The sequence below is a fragment of the Pseudenhygromyxa sp. WMMC2535 genome (assembly GCF_011083025.2).
Genome location: NZ_JABJWV010000001.1, coordinates 7407402 through 7424750, shown reverse-complemented (window position 1 = coordinate 7424750; position 17349 = coordinate 7407402). Strand labels below are relative to the sequence as shown.

Annotated in this window: 15 protein-coding genes and 1 tRNA gene; 6 read left to right on the top strand and 10 right to left on the bottom strand. The window is 70.4% G+C overall.

Features of this window, described 5'->3' with window-relative positions; all coding sequences use genetic code 11:
- Window positions 1-48 precede the first annotated feature (48 nt).
- The 4 genes from G6O69_RS28720 to G6O69_RS28705 form a co-directional block, all read right to left on the bottom strand.
- Window positions 49-1302 (bottom strand): phosphoglycerate kinase, encoded by a 1254-nt coding sequence (locus G6O69_RS28720; protein WP_172306672.1) that lies wholly within the window; start codon window positions 1300-1302, stop codon window positions 49-51.
- A gap of 219 nt (window positions 1303-1521) precedes the next feature.
- Window positions 1522-1707: a hypothetical protein gene (locus tag G6O69_RS28715; RefSeq protein ID WP_172306671.1), complete on the bottom strand. Its 186-nt coding sequence runs from the start codon at window positions 1705-1707 to the stop codon at window positions 1522-1524.
- A gap of 209 nt (window positions 1708-1916) precedes the next feature.
- A complete protein-coding gene (locus G6O69_RS28710; RefSeq protein WP_172306670.1) occupies window positions 1917-2645 on the bottom strand; it encodes a hypothetical protein in 729 nt (242 codons plus the stop codon).
- Window positions 2642-3559, bottom strand: a complete 918-nt coding sequence (locus G6O69_RS28705; protein WP_172306669.1) for a hypothetical protein — start codon at window positions 3557-3559, stop codon at window positions 2642-2644. Before G6O69_RS28705 ends, G6O69_RS28710 begins: the two co-directional genes overlap by 4 nt.
- A 97-nt stretch (window positions 3560-3656) precedes the next feature.
- Here G6O69_RS28705 and G6O69_RS28700 point away from each other — a divergent pair, with 97 nt between their 5' ends.
- The 6 genes from G6O69_RS28700 to G6O69_RS28675 all read left to right on the top strand — a co-directional run bounded on the left by G6O69_RS28700 (window position 3657) and on the right by G6O69_RS28675 (window position 9934).
- Window positions 3657-4607 (top strand): MBL fold metallo-hydrolase, encoded by a 951-nt coding sequence (locus G6O69_RS28700; RefSeq protein WP_172306668.1) that lies wholly within the window; start codon window positions 3657-3659, stop codon window positions 4605-4607.
- Window positions 4608-4686: 79 nt separating this feature from the next.
- Window positions 4687-5346 (top strand): hypothetical protein, encoded by a 660-nt coding sequence (locus G6O69_RS28695; protein ID WP_176397141.1) that lies wholly within the window; start codon window positions 4687-4689, stop codon window positions 5344-5346.
- 24 nt (window positions 5347-5370) lie between these two features.
- Window positions 5371-6150, top strand: coding sequence for an ABC transporter permease (locus G6O69_RS28690; RefSeq protein WP_172306666.1), 780 nt, complete (start codon window positions 5371-5373; stop codon window positions 6148-6150).
- Window positions 6150-7016 carry an ATP-binding cassette domain-containing protein gene (locus G6O69_RS28685; RefSeq protein ID WP_172306665.1) on the top strand — a complete coding sequence of 289 codons (867 nt, stop codon included), beginning with the start codon at window positions 6150-6152 and terminating at the stop codon, window positions 7014-7016. Before G6O69_RS28690 ends, G6O69_RS28685 begins: the two co-directional genes overlap by 1 nt.
- The gene (locus G6O69_RS28680; protein WP_172306664.1) at window positions 7016-8425 is read left to right on the top strand and encodes a hypothetical protein; all 1410 of its coding nucleotides are present in this window, start codon (window positions 7016-7018) and stop codon (window positions 8423-8425) included. The genes G6O69_RS28685 and G6O69_RS28680 overlap by 1 nt, the downstream gene beginning before the upstream one ends.
- A 9-nt stretch (window positions 8426-8434) precedes the next feature.
- A complete protein-coding gene (locus tag G6O69_RS28675; RefSeq protein WP_172306663.1) occupies window positions 8435-9934 on the top strand; it encodes a hypothetical protein in 1500 nt (499 codons plus the stop codon).
- A 16-nt stretch (window positions 9935-9950) separates the two neighbouring features.
- Here the strand turns inward: G6O69_RS28675 and G6O69_RS28670 are convergent, their stop codons facing one another.
- The 6 genes from G6O69_RS28670 to G6O69_RS28645 form a co-directional block, all read right to left on the bottom strand.
- Window positions 9951-11504, bottom strand: coding sequence for a hypothetical protein (locus G6O69_RS28670; RefSeq protein WP_172306662.1), 1554 nt, complete (start codon window positions 11502-11504; stop codon window positions 9951-9953).
- Window positions 11505-11656: 152 nt separating this feature from the next.
- On the bottom strand, window positions 11657-13126 hold the full coding sequence (locus G6O69_RS28665; RefSeq protein ID WP_172306661.1) for an ADP-ribosylation factor-like protein: 1470 nt from the start codon (window positions 13124-13126) through the stop codon (window positions 11657-11659).
- Between the two features lie 121 nt (window positions 13127-13247).
- On the bottom strand, window positions 13248-14384 hold the full coding sequence (locus G6O69_RS28660) for an agmatine deiminase family protein (RefSeq protein WP_172306660.1): 1137 nt from the start codon (window positions 14382-14384) through the stop codon (window positions 13248-13250).
- 151 nt (window positions 14385-14535) lie between these two features.
- Window positions 14536-14609, bottom strand: a tRNA-Met gene (locus G6O69_RS28655).
- A gap of 170 nt (window positions 14610-14779) precedes the next feature.
- The gene (locus G6O69_RS28650) at window positions 14780-15310 is read right to left on the bottom strand and encodes a hypothetical protein (RefSeq protein WP_172306659.1); all 531 of its coding nucleotides are present in this window, start codon (window positions 15308-15310) and stop codon (window positions 14780-14782) included.
- A gap of 48 nt (window positions 15311-15358) precedes the next feature.
- Window positions 15359-17338 carry a hypothetical protein gene (locus G6O69_RS28645; RefSeq protein ID WP_172306658.1) on the bottom strand — a complete coding sequence of 660 codons (1980 nt, stop codon included), beginning with the start codon at window positions 17336-17338 and terminating at the stop codon, window positions 15359-15361.
- Window positions 17339-17349: the final 11 nt, after the last annotated feature.

The window sequence follows — 17349 nt, the reverse complement described above, 5'->3', positions numbered from 1 at the left end:
TCGCTTTTCGTCTGTCTCGTGGAGTCTCGTCTTGGTGGTCGCCGGCGCTCAGTCGGCGTCGGGATCGAAGTCGGGATCGAAGTCGGGATCCGGCTCGGGCTCCGGCTCGTCGATCAGGGCGACCACGCCGGGGAGCTCGCGGCCCTCCACGAACTCCAGCGAGGCCCCGCCGCCGGTCGACACGTGATCGATGTCGGCCTCGCGGCCCGAGGCGTTGAGGGCCGCGACCGAGTCTCCGCCGCCGACCACGGTGAAGCCCGGGCAGGCGGCGACGGCCTCGGCCACCGCCATCGTGCCCTCGGCGAAGGCCTCGTTCTCGAACACGCCCATCGGCCCGTTCCAAAACAGGGTCTTGGCCGCGGCGATCGCCGAGGCGAAGGCCGCCGCGCTGCGCGGGCCGATGTCGAGGGCGAGCTGACCCTCGGCGACCCCCTCTTCGGCGTCGACGATCGTGGCCTTGGTCGCGTCGAGGCTGGCGGCGCAGCGCAGATCCACGGGCAGGAGCACGCGGACGTCGCGGGCCGCGGCCTTGTCGATCACGCGCTTGCAGTCGTTGATGCGCTCGCGCTCGACGAGCGAGGCTCCCAGCTCTCCGCCGCGGGCGAGCAGGAAGGTGTTGGCCATGGCCCCGCCGATGATCACGGCGTCGCCCGCCTGGAGGCGCTCGGTCAGGGCGACGAGCACGCCGAGCTTGTCGCTGACCTTGGCGCCGCCGACGACGGCCACGAAGGGGCGCTCGGGCTGGTCGACGAGGCGGCGCAAGGCGTTGAGCTCGCGGCCCATGAGCAGCCCGGGGGCGTGGGCGCGGACGAGGCCGGGCACGCCGACGACCGAGGCGTGGGCGCGGTGCGAAGCCCCGAAGGCGTCGTTGACGTAGGCGTCGCAGAGCTTGGCCAGGGCGCGGGCGAAGTCGAGGTCGTTGCTCTCCTCGCCCGGATGAAAGCGCAGGTTCTCGAGCAGCACGACCTCGCCGGCGCGGCTGTCGTTGACCAGCTTGGTGACCCCGTCACCGACGACCTCGTCGGGCAGCGAGACCGGGCGCTTCAAGAGCTCGGCGAGGCGGGCCGCGACGGGCTCGAGGGAGAGCTTGGGGACGAACTTGCCCTTGGGTCGACCGAGGTGGGAGCAGACGATCAGCCGCGCGCCGCGGCGGATGAGCGCCTCGAGGGTGGGCAGCGCGGCGACGATGCGGGTGTCGTCCGCGACCTGCACGCGGCCGTCTTCTTCGCGCAGGGGCACGTTGAAGTCGACACGGACGAGGACGCGGCGGTTGTCGACGTCGAGGGTCTCGAAGCTGGGCATCGGCGGACCCATAGCGCATTTCGAGCGCGACTAGAATGCGCGAGCCCCCGCTGGCTGCTGCCTGGCGGGGGCTCGTCTCCTGCGAGCGCTCACTTTGTCGGGAAGTCGTCGAGAAGTGGGGGCTCGCTGGTGCCGCGTCGGATCTGCTCGAATGCAGGCAGATCTTGGCGCGCTGTGTCTGATCTTCGACTCGTGAAGAAACTCGCGCGTCGAATTGGCTCAGTCGACCTGGCGGGGCACCTCTTCGCCCTCGATGTCGTTGTGGAGCAGGCTGAGGAGCTCCGTGGACACGCCGATGATCTGCTCGCGGGTGTAGCCCTGGTCCTGCAAGTGCCGGAAGAGCGTGCGGGTGAACAGGGGCACCCGGCGGGCGTCGTGATTGGAGGTCTGTTGCAGCGCAGTCATTTGCGGTCTCCGCAGCGGACGAAGTGCAACCCATGGGCCGTCGCCACGGCTGTCTCCGAGGCGGCGTGAAAATCGGCCTGATTTCCAGCGCTTGGATCGACGCTGGCACGCCACAGCGGCGCTAAAACCGCCTCTTTGGCTAGGAAAAGGCGCAGTCCTCTGCACACTTTTTGGGCGATCTTCTGCGCAGACAGCTGCACATTTTGGGATCATCGACGCGCCCCCTGGGCGGAGGGATCGCGATCGAAGTCGAGCCCCGTGAGCGCCGAGAGCAGCCCCTCGAGCTCGCGCAGGCGAAGCGCGATCTCCATGGCGGTCTGGAGATCTCCAGGAGCGGCCAGCGAACGCTCGAGCAGCAGCCGCTGGCGCTCGAAGTAGAGCTTGGTGACCTCGACGAGCACCCGGGTGCGCCAGTCGTCGAGATCGAGGGCCGAGCGCGCGACCCGGAGCTCGTCGGGGGAGTAGATCAGGCGGTCCAGCTCCCATGTCGCACGGGCCCTGACGACGCTCTGATACTCGCCATCGTTGCGCAGCGCGTCTGCGCTGCCCGCCTCCTGGTCCAGGGTCCAGCCCTGGCCGAGGCGGTGGTCGTACTGGAGGGTGAGCGTGGGCAGGGCCGCGGCCGCGCGGACGCGTCGGCGCCAGCGGATCGGCGCGGCAGCGTCGACGCCGGCCGATCGCAAGGCCGCGCGCTGGACCTCGGCGAGGGTAGGGGTGCTCGGGAGGGCGGCCAGGGCGGCCTCGAGGGCGGCCAAGTCGGGGGCCGGTGCGGGGTCGGGTGTGGGCTCGGGATCGGCTGGTGACGCCTGGCCAGGGTCCGCGCCTGCTGTGGTGGCTGGCGCTTCGGGAGGGCTCGCCTGGCTGGGGGGCGCGTCGAGGTGCGGCGCGCGGGCGAAGGCGAGGCTGAGGGCGAGGCGCATCACGGTCGCGGTGCTCATCGTCCGATCTCCAGGCAGCGCAGCTCGGCGAGGGCCGCAGCCTCGGCGGCGGCGAGCGGCCCGGAGGCGACGCTCGGGCTGGCGATGACCCGCGGCCTGTGCCCGGCCTGGGCGAGGCGAGCGGCCCTCGCCCGCACCCCCGGCTCGACGCCGAGCTCGACGATGAAGAGCAGCTCGTGGCCGCCGGCCGTCCGCAGCCCGTCCGGGCCTGCGTGGACGCCCGCGCCTCGCCACCCGATCGAGCGAGCGAACTCGACGCCCGCGCGCAGGGTCAGCCCCGTCGGTCGCCGCTGCCTGACGCGCCGCGACCCCGGGCAGGCCAGGCGCAGGGCCGCGTGCGCGCAAGTTGGCGAGGACCGCCAGGCGGGGCGGCCATCCACGATCGCAGGGATCGACGCGTGCGGGCTGCAGCTGGGCAGGCGAGGGCGCTCGAGGGGGACCGTGGCTTGGGCGTCGACGAGGCGGGCGCGGGTTCGGCCGCGCTCGACTCGCCAGCGTCGCGCGTCGGCGTCCGTGCCCGCGTCGAGCTCGATCCACAGCGTGCGCTCGTCGGCGAAGGCCATGCGCAGCCCGGCGTGGTCCGCCGTGGGATCCGCAGCGCGCTCGCTGACGAGGGCGGAGCTGCCGAGCTCGAGGGCCTCGAGGCCGAGGCTGTCGAGCTCGTCATCGGCCGTGAGCGCGCTCGAGGCCGAGGGCCGCTCGAGCTCGACGCGGCGCCAGCAGTCGGCCGCGGCCGACCAGCACACCCACAGCTCGCCGGCGTGGAGCAGCGCCCAGGCCCGGGGCGCTCGCGGACCGCCCGAGAGCGCTGGCGTGGCGACGCGCGAGCCGACCGCGAGCTCGGCAGGCGGGGCGCTGGCGAGGGCCTGGGTGAACGCGAGGGGGATGAGAAGGAGCGAAAGCGGTGGGCTCATGACCTGGCTTCGGCCCGGGCCGCCGACGCGTGCATGTTTTTTTTCAGCTCGGGTCGAACTTCGTGCACGCGCGGACCGTGGCGGCCGAAGACCAGGCATGAACACCGCCATCACAACCTTCGCCCTCGCATCGGGGCTCGCCTCGGGTCTCCTCGCCAACCTCGCCCAGGTCGACGCGCCCCCGGGGCCGGGCCTGCACTTCGTCGACGTCGGCCAGGGCTCGGCCGTGGTCATTCACGGCTCGGGCGGCGAGGTCGTGATCGTCGACTCCGGCCCCCCCGCCGGGGCGGAGGCGCTGCGCGCTGCCCTCGAGCGCCGCGCCATCGATCGCGTCTCGCTGTGGATCCACAGCCACTACGACGCCGATCACCTCGGCGGCTTCCCGGCGGTCGTGGCTGGCCGCGATCGCCTGTGGCCGTCGGAGGACGACCTCGTCGTCGAGGCCCTGTGGGATCGAGGCCTCGACGCCCCGCTGCCGGAGACCGACGCGATGTCGCTCTACCTCGAGCTCGCCGGTGATCGCCGGGCTCGACCCGCGCCGGGGGCCGTGTTCTCGGCGCCCGGCTTGCGCGTCGAGGCGCTCGCTGCCGATCCGCCCGCCGTCGACGCCGAGGAGAACGCCCGCGGCCTGACGATCTGTCTCGAGCTCGAGGGCCTGCGCGTGCTGCTCCCGGGGGATCAGCCGGCGGCCGCGGTGGAGGCGGCCGCCGCCGCCTGCGGACCGGTGGATCTCTTGTGGCTGAGCCATCACGGCGCCCTGGGTGGGACTTCGGTCGCCGCGCTGGCCATGGCGGATCCCCGCGCGGTGGTGATCTCGGCCGGCCACGAGAACGGCTACTGCCACCCCGCGACGCCCGTCCTCGCGCGACTCGGGGAGATCCCGACGTGGATCCTGGATGGAGCGGGGATCGATCCCAGAGGCTCTTGCGAACCAATGGCCGCGTCACTGGCGGCGTCACAGCGACTGATCGGGGGGGATCTCTGGGTTGGGCCGGGGCTCGAGGCTTGGATCGCCCTCCCAGGCGCGGGCTTCGTGCCTTCGTCCTGAGCCGACCACAGCCCACGATCGCGCAGCTTCGGGCCGATGACGGGCCCTGGCTCCCCAACACTGTTAGACTCCCGGCCCAGTGACCTCCCAACACCAGGAGCAGGCCCGCCGGACAGGTCGAGACCCAGGCCGGAGTTCGGGTCGGCGTTCAGGCCGGATCTGGATCTCGGCCCTCGGCTTGTCCGCCTCGCTCGCGCTCCTCACGGCCTGCCCCGACCGCGTCGGTCAGGGGCTCTACGTCGCCAAGTGGGAGCCAGGCTGGACGCAGTCCAAGGAGGCGACCTACCGCTTTGGCCTGCCAGGCCCGGCCTGGGAGCAGCTCGTCCAAAAGGACACGCAGGTCGCGTGGCACCACTCCACGGACCCCGCCGTCATTCAGATCTACAGTGAGTGTGGTGACCACGGCGACAGCGACCTCGAAGACTTCACGGATCACCAGCGCATCGACTACGCGACCTGGGAGATCCTCGAAGAGCCCACGGGAGAGCTCGACGCCGAGGGTCAGCCGCGCATGCGCAGCAAGCAGTACTACACGACGATCGCCGAGCGAGAGGCCCTGCGGACCACGGTCCAGGCCAACCTCGACGGCGTCGACGTGTTGATCGAGTACGTCGTCCTCAAGAAGAACGGCTGCCTCTTCGACCTCACCTACATCGCCATGCCCGAGATCTTCGACGCCCACGCCCCGGAATTTCAGCGCGTCATCGACGGCTTCCGCTTCCCCGTGCGTCGGCGCTGAGCGCCGCGAAGAAAGCCCACGATCGTGTTTCGAGACTGGACGGAGAACATCGGCAAGACCATCACCTCGGTGGTCTCGTGGAGCGGTGGAATGGCCGCGATGTTTGGCCAGGCGATGATCCGCGGGCCACGGCGGCCCTTTGGGCTGTTCGACATCTCGTACCAGATCGTCCAGCTCGGGATCCGCTCGATCCCGGTGACCACGATGATGTCCGTGTTCGTGGGCATGATCTTGGCCTGGCAGTTCGGCGAGGCCCTGGCCGACTTCGGAGCGACAAACTCGATCGGCTACGTGACCTCGCTGGCCCTGGTCCGCGAGCTCGTGCCCACGCTGCTCGCGGTCACCGTGGGCACCAAGATGGCCACGGGCATGACCGCCGAGCTCGGCTCGATGAAGGTCACCGAGCAGATCGACGCGATCGCCGCTCTGGGTGCAGACCCGATCAAGAAGCTGGTCTGGCCGCGCCTCGTCGCCGCCTCGGTCGCCATGCCCCTGCTCGTGGCCTGGGGCAACGTGATCGCCATGTTCGGCGGCATGGTCATCTCGGACGTCGTCTTCGACATCCCGGCCGGCTACTTCTACAACACCTATATCGACGAGCTCGAGCCCATCCACTACATCATGAGCCAGACCAAGGCCCTGGTGTTCGGAGCGCTGGCCGGGATCATCGGCTGCTACCAGGGCTTCTCGACCAAATTCGGCACGGAGGCCGTGGGCATGTCGACGACCGAGACCGTGATCGCCGTCTCGGTCATGGTCCTGCTCGCGGACTTTGCCCTCACGGCGCTGTTCATCCCGATCTGATGGGGGGCAAGCGCAAGCACGGGAAGGACGCGGCGCCGAAGATCTCGGCCTCGGGGATCCGCGCGGCTCTCGGCACGACGATCGGCGAGTTCCACGGCGAAAGCTGTGCTCCCGGTGACGTGTTGATCTCCTTCGAGGGCGTCCACAAATCATTCGGCGACAACACGGTCTACGAGGACATGAACCTCGACGTCCGCCTGGGCGAGACCCTGACGATCATCGGCGGCAGCGGCCAGGGCAAGAGCGTGTGCCTCAAGCTGATGATCGGCCTGCTGCGCGCCGACGCCGGGCGCGTGCTCTACTACGGCCACGACGTCGCCGACATGGGCGCCGAGCAGCTCCGCGAGCTGCGGACCCGCGTGTCGATGGTGTTTCAGGGCGGGGCGCTCTTCGACTCGATGAACATCGGCCAAAATGTCGGCTACGCCCTGCGCGAGCACACCGACATGAGCGACGACGAGATCGAGCAGCGCTCGATCGAGAGCCTCGAGCTCGTCGGCCTGGGCCCCTCGACCCACTCGGGCATTATGGAACAATTCCCCGCGGCCTTGTCCGGCGGGATGGTCAAGCGTGTCGCTTTGGCACGCTCGATCGCGCTGCGGCCCGAGGTTATCCTCTACGACGAGCCGACCACCGGGCTCGACCCCAGCAACTGCAACCGTATCGCCCGCATGATCCGCAAGCTCCAAGGAGAACTCGGCGTGACCAGCATCGTCGTCACCCATGACATGACGACGGCGTGGTACGTCGCCGACCGCGTGGCGATGCTCTACGAGCGCAACTTCCCCTTCGTCGACGAGGTCGAGGCCTTCCGCGAGATCGAGAACCCCGCGGTCCGTGACTTCATCGAAGGGCGGACCTCCTGATGGCCGACAAAAAGAAGAAGCAGCGCCGCGACGAGCAGAGGACAAACTTCGTCGTCGGCTTGTTCGTGATCGGCTTCGGCGGCCTGCTGATCGCCTCGTTGCTGCTGATCGCCATCAGCGAGGGCGTGCTCACCGAGAAGACCACGCTGCGCGCCCACTTCCGCACGGTCTCGGGCCTGACCAAGAGCTCCAAGGTCCAGCTCGCCGGCAAGGAGATCGGCGTGGTCGAGGAGGTCTCGTTCATCTCGCCGACCTACGCCTGCAACCCGGTCAGCGAGGACCTCGGGCGCTTCGGCGAGACTCGCAGCGACGACTGCGAGCCCTCGCTCTTTTGCGCGCCGATGCCCGGCGGCGGGGGACTTTGCGCCGAGCTCGAAGACTTCAATGGCGACAGCACCAGCTACGCAGGTTGTGCCGACGACAGCTCCTGCACCGAGGGCCAGGTCTGCGTGACCCGGCAATTTCGCATGCGCTACAAGCGCTTGCGCTGGGAGGGGAGCGAGGGTGTGTGCGTGCCCTTCGACACCGAGCATCGCCGGGTCGAGGTCTCGATGCGCATCGACGCCGACAAGCTCGAGTACCTGCGCGCCGACAGCCGGGCCACGGTCGCCAGCAACGGCGTCCTCGGTGACCAGCTGATCAACATCAGCGTCGGGACCAGCGAGCTGCGCATCGAGCCCGGGGGGCGCGTCCAGTCCACGCCCTCGCTCATGGAGGAGCTCAACACCTTCAAGGACCAGATCGGCGGGATCATCGACAAGGTCGACACCAGCCTCGCCGGGATCTCGGGCCTGTTCACCTCGCTCAACAACGAGAACACCAAGCGCGACCTCCAGGGGATCTTGGCCAACACCAACGAGATCACCCGCCAGGTGGCGGACGGCGAGGGCCTCGTCGGCGCGCTCTTCAGCGAGCCCGAGTACAAGGACGACTTCGGTCGCACGCTCAAGTCCGTGCGCCACAGCGCCGGCCAGCTCGACCAGACCCTGTCGACGATCAACAGCGAGGCCGGCCCGGCCCTGCGCAACGTCTCACGGGCGGCCGACAACGTCAGCGGAATCCTCGAGGATCTCGAGAACCCAGACAACAAGTCGGTCCTCGGCCGCGCCCTGCACGACCCGCAGATGGGTCAGGACGCCGCCGACGCCGTCAAGAACGCAGCCGACGCTGCCGGCTCGGCCCGCGAGGCCATCGACGATCTCCAGGTCGTCGTCGCCGAGGTCCGCCACTCGGTCACCGCCGGCGAGGGCACCATCGGCAAGCTGCTCAAGGACCCCAAGGCCTACGACGACCTCGTCAAGCTGCTCGGCAACATCGAGCGGGTCAACGTGGTCAAGAAGCTCGTCCGCTTCGTCATCGAGCAAGAAGAGGCCAAGGACACGGCGCGGCCTACGGCCTCCACGGACTGACAGGCAGCCATGGCCACGCGCGAGCAGCAGCGCCGCGTCAACGCGATGGTCGCGCTCTTCCTCCTCAGCTTTGGGGGGTTGATGGTCTTCTCGCTGATCTACATTGCGATCAGCGAGGGCCTGCTCGTGCCCAAGAGCACGATCGCGGCCGACTTCCGCGACGTGGGCAGCATCGGCGAGGGCAGCGAGGTCCAGCTCGCGGGCACGCTGATCGGCAAGGTGGTCGAGGTCCAGTTCGTGACCGAGCGCTACGCTTGCAACCCGGAGACCGAGGACTTTGGCCGCAACGCTCGCAGCGACGACTGCGAGCCGTGGATGTTCTGCGCCCAGACCGGCGAGGACCCCAGCGTGGGCAGCTGCGCCGAGCTCGAAGAGTTCAGCGGCTACGACTCGGACTACGAGGGCTGCCAGGGCCCCGGGACCTGCGAGGCCGCCGAGCACGTGTGCGTGACCCGGTCCTTTCGCCAGCGCTACCGCGGGGTGCGGTGGTGGGGCCAGGCCGGCTGGTGCGTGCGCTACGACGTCGACAGCCAGCGGATCCGCGTGTCCATGGAGGTCGACGAGGACTCGCTCGAGTCCATGCGCGAGGACAGCCGGGCGAGCATCGTGCTCAACGGCCCGCTGAGCAGCCCGCGGGTCAATGTCTCCGTGGGCAGCCAGGGCGCGTACATCCAAGACGGGGATCGCCTACAGACGGCCAGCTCCCTGATCGAGGACGCGCTCGCGCTCAAAGAAGAGATCGATCGCATCGCCGTCGAGGTCGAGCGCGGGCTGATCGGCCTGACGGCGCTGACCGACGCGCTCAGCGACGAGAAGGCCAAGCTCGACATCGACGGGATCGCGGAGAACGTCGCGGCGATCAAGAGCCAGCTGCGCGGGGCCCAGGGCCTGATCGGCGCGGTGCTCAACGACCCCGACACCCGCTCGGACCTCAGCAAGACCCTGCGTGACGTCCGGCGCGAGGTCGGGGACGCCCAGGCCGAGTACGCCACCCTCGAGCGCCGGGTCAAGCGCACCCTTCGGGACGTGGAGAGGGCGGCCGATGGCGTGGAGACCCTCGTCGATGGGGTCCTCGATCCGCAAAAGACCAGCTTGGCCTCCGTGCTCACCAACGAAGAGCACGGCCTCGAGCGTGCGGGCAACCGCCTGGCGGAGAACACCGAGGAGGCGATCGGATCCGGGCGAGAGGCGATCGCCGATGTCGACGCGGCCCTGGCCGAGGTCATGCGCTCCCTCGAGGCCCGCCAGGGCACCCTGGGCAGGCTGTTCTACGATCCCAAGCCGCTCTATCACCTCAAGAGCCCCGCCGCGATGAGCCGGGTGAACACGGTCAAGCGGCTGGTCCGCTGGGTCACCATGGACGAGGCCGGGCACGCTCGTGAGCCCGAAGACGAAAAAGAGGGCGAGGAGAGTGCGGGGGCGGGCGAGAGCGAAAAAGAAAATGCCGAGTCTGACGAGGACTCGTCAGACTCGGCTGCCCCGGCCACAGAGCGCGCCGCGGGCGAGTAGCGCGGACCTTCGCGGGTCAGAATATCGAGACAGGGTCCACGTCCACGGGGAGCTCGTCGTCGCCGATGGTGTCGGTGTGGCCGAGGCCGAGCTCGCCGGAGGCGTTGGCGCCCCAACAGCGCACGTCCTGGTCCTCGAGCAGGGCGCAGGTGTGATAGGCGCCAGCCGCGATGGCGATCGCGCTCCCGCCGAGTTCGACGAGGCCTCCGTCCGTGGGGAGTTCATCGTCGCCAATGGTGTCGGTGTGGCCGAGGCCGAGCTGGCCGGAGTCATTTCGGCCCCAGCACATGAGTTCTCCACCGGTGAGCAGGGCGCAGGTGTGCCCGGTGCCCAGCGCGAGCTGCTCGACGGCGCCAGGCAAGCTCAGAGCGGGCTGGGTCGAGGGGAGCTCGTCGTCGCCGATGGTGTCGGTGTGGCCGAGACCGAGCTGGCCATCGTCATTGCTGCCCCAGCACATGACACCGCCGTCGCTGAGCAGGGCGCAGGAGTGGGCGTAGCCGAGTTCGAGGTCGACGACCTCGGTGTCAGGCGGCAACGCCAGCGAGACGGGGTCCACGTCCACGGGGAGCTCGTCGTCGCCGATGTCGTTGGTGTGGCCGAGACCGAGCTCGCCGGAGGCGTTGGCGCCCCAACAGCGCAGGTCGTGGTTCTCGAGCAAGACGCAGGCGTGGCGTTCACCGGCGGCGAGCTCGACTGCCGCCCCTCCGAGCGAAAGGCTCCCTCCGGGCGAGGTGAGCTTGGTGGCGTTGCCGTAGCCGAGCTGGCCGCGGAGGTTGGCGCCCCAGCAGCTCACCGTGCCATCCTCGAGCAAGGCGCAGGTGTAGAAGTCGCCCAGCTGGACATCAATGACCGAGGAGAGGCCGAGGCCCTCCAGGTCGGCGAGGGTCTCGTCATCGCCATAGCTGTCGGTGCCGCCGTTTCCGAGTTGGCCGTTGTGGTTGTGGCCCCAGCAACCCACGTCGCTGCTGTCGAGCATGGCACAAGCATGGGCCCCGCCGAGGCTGATGGCCGTTGGGGGCCCTGGGAGCAGCAGGTCACCAGCATCGCTGGGGAGTTCGTCGTCTCCGATGTCGCTGGTGTGGCCGAGGCCGAGCTGGCCTGCGTTGTTGGATCCCCAGCAGCGCACGCGGCCGCCCTCAATCAGCGCACAGGCCTGTGACCCGCCGAGGCGGAGCGCGGAAAGGGTGGTGAAGGTGCAGTCGTTGTCGCAGCCGTCGCCATCGATGGCGTTGCCGTCGTCGCACGCTTCACCATCCTGGACCTCGCCGTCGCCGCAGACCAACGGAGGCCCGGTGTCCTCTTCGCCGGTCTCTTCAGTGCTCGTGTCTCCCTCGCTCTCGGTGGTTTCGGTGCTCGTCTCGGTCTCGTCGGCGCCCGTGGACTCGGCGCCATCTGTCCCGATCTCATCCTCTGCGCCATCCGTCCCCGTCCCGCTCTCATCCTCGGCGACGCACTGGTCAGGCATCGCCTCGCAGGGGTCCTCCCCCGAGCACGCCAGCGACGGCGCGCCGAGGGCCGCGAGCAGAAGAGGGAGGCCGAGCTGGGCCGCCTGGTTCTTGCGTGGTTTCATTGCGCCATCCTGCCCCGAGCGATCGCAGCGGCGAGCAACAATCCGCGCTGCGCGTTGCACCCATGCGGCACCAAGCGACTCGAGCGATGGGGACGCTGTGGTCGCCGCCCTCGGGAACGCGCCCGCAAGCGGCTGCCGTGGCAAGGCGGGGATCAGTCGACCTGCACGGCAGGGCGCGCGAGGATCGAGCGAGCGGCTTCACCGATGCGCGCCGCTTGCTTACCTGCGACGGCGGGGGCAGCGAAGGCCTCGCGCAGGGCCGCGCGAGCCTCCTCGCCGAGGGGAGCGTGGCGCAGGCCGATGCACAGGGTCTCGACGAAGTCCGCGAGCGCGCCCTCGTCCTCGCCAAAGCGCGCGACGATGGCGAACACGGCCGCGCTGACGGCCTGGGGATCGTCGCCCGAGCCGAGCGCGTCGCCGATGTAGCGGGTCGTCGCGCGGTCGCCTTCCTGGATGGCGAAGTGCTCGGGCTCGAGGTCCACGCGCAGCTGCTCGCGCTCAGCGAGGGCCGCCGCGCCCACGCAGGCCTCGGCGTAGCGGGCGATCGCGGCCCGGCGCAGGTCGGGGTCGCGGCTGGTCAGGGCCTGCTCGAGGCTGTCGAGGCTCGGCGCGATGTGCCACAGCCACGCCCCGCGGCCGCCTGCGTCGGGCTGAAGGGCGAGGGCGCTGGGCTCGGGCAGCCATGACCCGAGCGCGGTCTTGCGTCGGGTCAGCTGGGTCATCGCTGCGCGGGCCGTGGCCTCGTCCTCGAAGTAGAGCGCGGCGCGGGTCGCCACGCGCCAGCCCGAGCCGACGAGCACGAGCTCGTCGAGCTTGGCGGGGTCCGAGACGCGGCTGAGCTCGGCCCGCGCGATGCGGGCGAGGAGCTCGCGGGCGCTGGCCGGCGGCCACAGGTTCTCCGAAGGCAGGGAGGCGGTTGGAAGGGTCGGCCGAGGTGGGCGCTCGAGGCCCTTGGCCTTGGCGTCGTCGAGCTGCTCGAGGGCGGCGAGGGTGCTGCGGGCGTCGCCGATCGCATCGCGGTCGTCGTCGACGCGCTCCCAGTCGCCGCGCAGCTGCTTGGAGGCGAGGCGCAGGGCCTGGCTGAGGGTCTGCTTCACGCCCTTGTCGGTGCTCGCCACGGCCGCGCGCACGTGGTCGGGCTTGCGCAGGTCGGCGCACACGAGACGGACGAGCCTGGCCGGGGAGAGGGCGCCGGGGAGGTCTTGCTTGTTGGCCTGGAAGATCAGCGGCACGGGCACCGCCGCGGCCGCGAGCTGCTCGCAAAGCTCGGCGTAGAAGCTGCGCGCCTCGTCGACGGACTCGGGCTGGCTGTCGGCGACGAAGACCACCGCGTCGGCGCGCTCGAGCACGAACATCCGCCGGAGGGTCAGCTCGCGCTGGCCGGGGACCGTGAGCAGCTGAGCGCGGATCGGGTAGCCGCGCAGCAGCCCGCCGTCGACCTCGAGCCAGTCGAAGTACTGCGTGCGCTCGCCGAGGGTGTTGGGCGAGACCATCTCGCTGCGGCGCCAAGACGCGAAGCTCTTGCACAGCCGCCGCAAGTTGGTGGTCTTCCCGGCGAAGCCGGGGCCGTCATAGACCACGCGGATGACGACGCGCTTGCGTTCGGAGTCGAAGATGGCCATGTCCGCTGGTGGATCCTACATCCACAGGCAGGCGCGGGTCGACGCCCGCCTGTGCTCTTGGCCCGCCTGTGCTCTTGGAGAGAGGCGAGCGAGCGGGCGCGGATGGACGCGCGCTGGTGCTTCAGTTCAGGAACACGCCCAGCGCCAGGCAGTGCAGGGCCCCGCCCGAGTCCAGGGGGAGGCTGGCGTCGACGCTGACGACGGGCTTGTCTCCGCCGAGGGCGCTGGCGATCACCGACGCGGCGGCGGACTCGCGCGCCGCGTCGACCTTGGTGTAGCTGGGCATGAGGTAGCGATCGCCCAGGTGCAGGCCGTTGACGAAGCTGAACACCGGCCCGTCGACGCTCGCGGGCGTGGGCACGCGGACAATCTCGAGATCCATGTCCAGGCGCTGGGCCGCGAGGGCGATGCCGCGGGCGGCCGTGTCCAGGCGCAGGGACTCCTCCCAGCTGCCTTCGATGTCGTCATCGGCCTCGATCTGCGCGACGAGCACCCGGGTGGGGCTGATGAACTGCGCGATCATGTCCGCGTGCTTGGTGTCCTCCATCGGCAAGGTGGGGACCACAGCCGTCGCACGGCAGCCGAGGTTTGCGAGCATCTGCTGGAGGTCGTCGTCCTCGCTGCAGATCCCCTCGAGCTCGAGGTACTCGAGGGTCATCACGCACAGCCCCGCGCCGTTGCTGATGAACGCGCCGCCGTCGAGCGGCCAGTCGAAGGCGCGGACCTCGGCGCCGAGCTGCTCGCCCATGGCCGCGGGCGCGACATCGTCCCGGACGCGCTCGTCGTCGTCGTAGCCTGCGTCGAGCCACAGCGGGCGGTGGGGGCTGCTGAGCTGGAGCGGGCCCCAGTCCCGGACCCAGGCGCTGTCGACCTCGATGGGCAGCTGCTCGACGCGCTCCCCGTGGGTCCGGGCGAGGGTCTGGAAGACCTTGGCGGTGTCGCGCCGGGGGGTCTCGAACTCCGAGAGCAAGGTGACCTTCGTCCCGCTCTGGAGCACCTGATCCGCGAGGGCCATGGTCGTCCGCGGCCAGAACTCGTTGACGACCAGGACCACGCGATCCGGGGTCTCCCAGTCGCCGCGCAAGATCCGCCCGTCCGCGGGCAGGCTCTCGACGATCAGCGGGCGGGGGACCAGCTCGGGGATCTCGTCTGCGGCTGCCCAGGGGTCGAATTGCGGCGTTCGCTCCGCCAGGAAGGGGTCTTCGGCGACGCCCGAGAGGGCGAGGGCGGGGAGCAGCAGGCTCGCAGCGAAGCTCACGGGCGCTTGGAGCCACGCGCCGGGGAAAGGGTGCAGTCTCGAGGCGAGGATCGGAAAGTGCGATCGATAGGACGCACTTTCCGGGTCGAGATCCCGCGCGGACTCGAAACCACGAAAAGAGCCGCCAGGGGGGTCCTGGCGGCTCTCGATGTGCCGGGGGGCAGACTTGAACTGCCGACCTGAGGGTTATGAATCCTCCGCTCTAACCAGCTGAGCTACCTCGGCACGAGGCCCGTCGTCGTGGACGGGGCGCGTTTCTTAAGCCAGTTGCGGAGGCACGTCAAGCTCGGATCGCGGCGGGGTGGTCTGGCACTCTGGGCGCCCCGGAGGGCCTCGCTGGGGACGATTGCCTCAGCCTCGAGGTGCGCGCGGAGGGTGCGCGTGAGCAGCCTCGCTCACTGGTGACGGGATCCCCAGCTCAGCCACCGCCGCAGCCGTGACCACCATGACCTCTTCTGTGGAAGGGGGGCGGCCGGCGTGGGGGCGATCTCGGATCCGCCCGAGGGACGAATCACCAGGAGGCTGACGAGCAGGTCGGCCGCACGGGCGACGCTGCGCTCCGCGGCCTGCTCGTTGCGCGAGGACAGCTCGATGCCCAGGGCGAGCTGACCGGCGATGGCGGCCGCAGACTCGGCCAGTTCAGCGTTCTGACGGTCGTGCTTGGCCCACGCGCTGGCGGCCGATAGCAGGGCCGCGTCGCGGACGACCTTGAGCCGGATCAGCAGCTCCATGTCGTCGACGTTGGGCTTGAGCAGTAAGTGGACGCAGCGGCTGGCGACCCCGACCCGACGCAGGAGCATGGGCAGCCAGCGATGCGCGAGCTGCCGGAGCTTGGCGCTCGGGGCGTCCTTGGGGGTGGAAGCGGGGATATCGCGGATCGCCGAGCCGGGCATTGATAGCTGGGAGTGCAAAGCCAATGCCGACATTGCGGGCGAAGTATTACGAATTGTCCCGCCTGATGTACTTGGAAAAGATCACTCTTTGGCGGTCAAACGAAGGGTAATCCCACTCTCATCTGGGGTCTGGGAGAGGTGGAAACCGAGCAGCCGGTCTTGGGCGCAGGCCTCGAGGTGTTCGATTTGTGAGGCGCGATTACGCGCCAGCCGAGCGTCTCGCCGCGGGAGCTGAAGTTCGACCGTTGCCAATTGGCCGGCTTCGAAGTGGAGATTGAGGGGGAGGCCGCCGGCTGGGAGCGCGGCCTCGAGCTCCGGGACACAGGCGAGGGTCGCGTCGGCGGCTTGCTCCACCCGGGCGAGGTCGTCTGCGGGGAGGCCGTCCGGGGCCTCGATGGCGATCTCGAGCCTGGCGCGACCGAGGGCCGCGCGGCTGTCGAGCAGGGCGTCGGCCTCGGGCTGCTGCGCGGCGATCGTCGGCTGCGCCGGGACGTCGGGCGTCCAGCCGACCGCGAGGAAAGCCGGACTGACGCCGCCGCTGAGCGCGGCGAGGAGATCGACGAGCTGCCGCGGCTGGACGTCGCCGGCGAGGGACAGGCTCAGGGCGCGCTCGCGGGGGTAGGCCGCGCGCAGCGTCTGGGCCAGGGCCTCGATGTCGCTGGGCAGGGGCGAGCTGGCCGAGAGCCAGCGCCCGTCGATGGCGAAGCGAGGGCCGCGGCCGCTGAGCTGGACGTGGATCCGGCTCTCACGCAGGGCCCGGACGCCGCGGGCGAGATCGTCCGGGCGGGCGACGTGGAGGGGGAGGGCGACGACCACGGGCTCGGCCCCCTCGCCGATGCGCGGCTCGTGGACGGCGAGCTCGATCGTGCTCGTTCGCGCCTCGGCGAGGGCGCTGAGGGCCGCCTCGAGCTCCGGCGCGGGCAGCTGGGGATCGGCGGCGAAGAGCAGCACCCCCCGGCCGTCCCGGGCCAGCAGCCCCTCGAGGCCGGCGCGCAGGGCCTCGGGATCTTCTGCGGATGCAGACGCGGGCAGGCTGCGCGGCTCGACGCCGCTGGGCTCGAGCACGAGCTCGCCGGGGCGAGCGAGGACGACGGGCGCCAGGCTCTCGCGCACGCCCGTCCCCTGGGGAAGCTCGGGCAGGACCCAGGCGGGATCGCGGGGCTGGGGCAGCAGGGCCAGGGTCGTCTCGCGCAGCTCGGCCTCGGCGGCGGCCCGCGACGCGACCACGCCCTGCCAGCGGGGGATCTCGGCCAGGGCGTCGCGGTGGCGCGCGAGCACGGTCCACAGCGCGGCGGGCTCGGGCAGGGGCGGCTGGGCGTGGGGGGCTCGATCCTCGAGCCAGGCCGAGATGTCCTCGCGCTCGGCGTAGAGCGCGTGCACGGCGATCTCGTCGCGCAGCTGCGGGCCGATGTCCACGGCGCCCTCGAGCACCCCGCGGACGTGGTCGTAGAGGCGCCAGTGGGCGTTGTCGGCGATCCGGGGGTGGCCCTGCTCCGTGAGTACGCGGTAGGCCAGGGTCTGGGTGATCAGCGCCTCGGCCGAGTCCGGCAAGAACATGTCGGTGCTCAGCAGCATGATCGCGTCGGCGACGAAGCTGCGGGCGTCATCGTCGAGGGCCGCGGGGTCGCTCGCGGCGAGGTCGTCGAGGCGGTAGGCCTCGTCGAGCAGGCGGAGCACGACCTCGCGGCTGGCGTCGATGCCCCGGGTGCTGGTGTTGCCGCCCAGGGCGATCCACAGGCTCTCGCGGGCCTCGCGGTCCTCGGCGAAGCGGGCGGCGTCGTAGAGATCCAAGAGCCGATCCAGGCGAATGACGCGGCCCTGGGGCCCGGCCTCGGCCAGCGCCGCGAGGCGATCCGGGTCGGCGAGGGTCGCCTCGCCCATGGTCGATGCGTCGATCCACCCGTCCGCGACCAGCTTCGCTCCAGGGACCTCGCTGCGGCCTCCGCCGCGGACGCAGCCGGCCGTGGCCGCCGCGAGCGTGGTGGTGGTGGCCAAGAGCGAGGCGAGCAGGGAGACGCGGACACGCAGGCGGCGGGGCACGGGGGTAGGTGACAGAGCCATGTCGTCGAGGT

Excerpts from the sequence above, each read along its gene's own strand:
- G6O69_RS28685 (WP_172306665.1), top strand. The coding sequence starts at position 6,150 with ATGGGGGGCAAGCGCAAGCACGGGAAGGACGCGGCGCCGAAGATCTCG.
- G6O69_RS28680 (WP_172306664.1), top strand. The coding sequence starts at position 7,016 with ATGGCCGACAAAAAGAAGAAGCAGCGCCGCGACGAGCAGAGGACAAAC.
- G6O69_RS28710 (WP_172306670.1), bottom strand. The coding sequence starts at position 2,645 with ATGAGCACCGCGACCGTGATGCGCCTCGCCCTCAGCCTCGCCTTCGCC.
- G6O69_RS28720 (WP_172306672.1), bottom strand. The coding sequence starts at position 1,302 with ATGCCCAGCTTCGAGACCCTCGACGTCGACAACCGCCGCGTCCTCGTC.
- G6O69_RS28700 (WP_172306668.1), top strand. The coding sequence starts at position 3,657 with ATGAACACCGCCATCACAACCTTCGCCCTCGCATCGGGGCTCGCCTCG.
- G6O69_RS28670 (WP_172306662.1), bottom strand. The coding sequence starts at position 11,504 with ATGAAACCACGCAAGAACCAGGCGGCCCAGCTCGGCCTCCCTCTTCTG.
- G6O69_RS28665 (WP_172306661.1), bottom strand. The coding sequence starts at position 13,126 with ATGGCCATCTTCGACTCCGAACGCAAGCGCGTCGTCATCCGCGTGGTC.
- G6O69_RS28645 (WP_172306658.1), bottom strand. The coding sequence starts at position 17,338 with ATGGCTCTGTCACCTACCCCCGTGCCCCGCCGCCTGCGTGTCCGCGTC.
- G6O69_RS28675 (WP_172306663.1), top strand. The coding sequence starts at position 8,435 with ATGGCCACGCGCGAGCAGCAGCGCCGCGTCAACGCGATGGTCGCGCTC.
- G6O69_RS28650 (WP_172306659.1), bottom strand. The coding sequence starts at position 15,310 with ATGTCGGCATTGGCTTTGCACTCCCAGCTATCAATGCCCGGCTCGGCG.
- G6O69_RS28715 (WP_172306671.1), bottom strand. The coding sequence starts at position 1,707 with ATGACTGCGCTGCAACAGACCTCCAATCACGACGCCCGCCGGGTGCCC.
- G6O69_RS28705 (WP_172306669.1), bottom strand. The coding sequence starts at position 3,559 with ATGAGCCCACCGCTTTCGCTCCTTCTCATCCCCCTCGCGTTCACCCAG.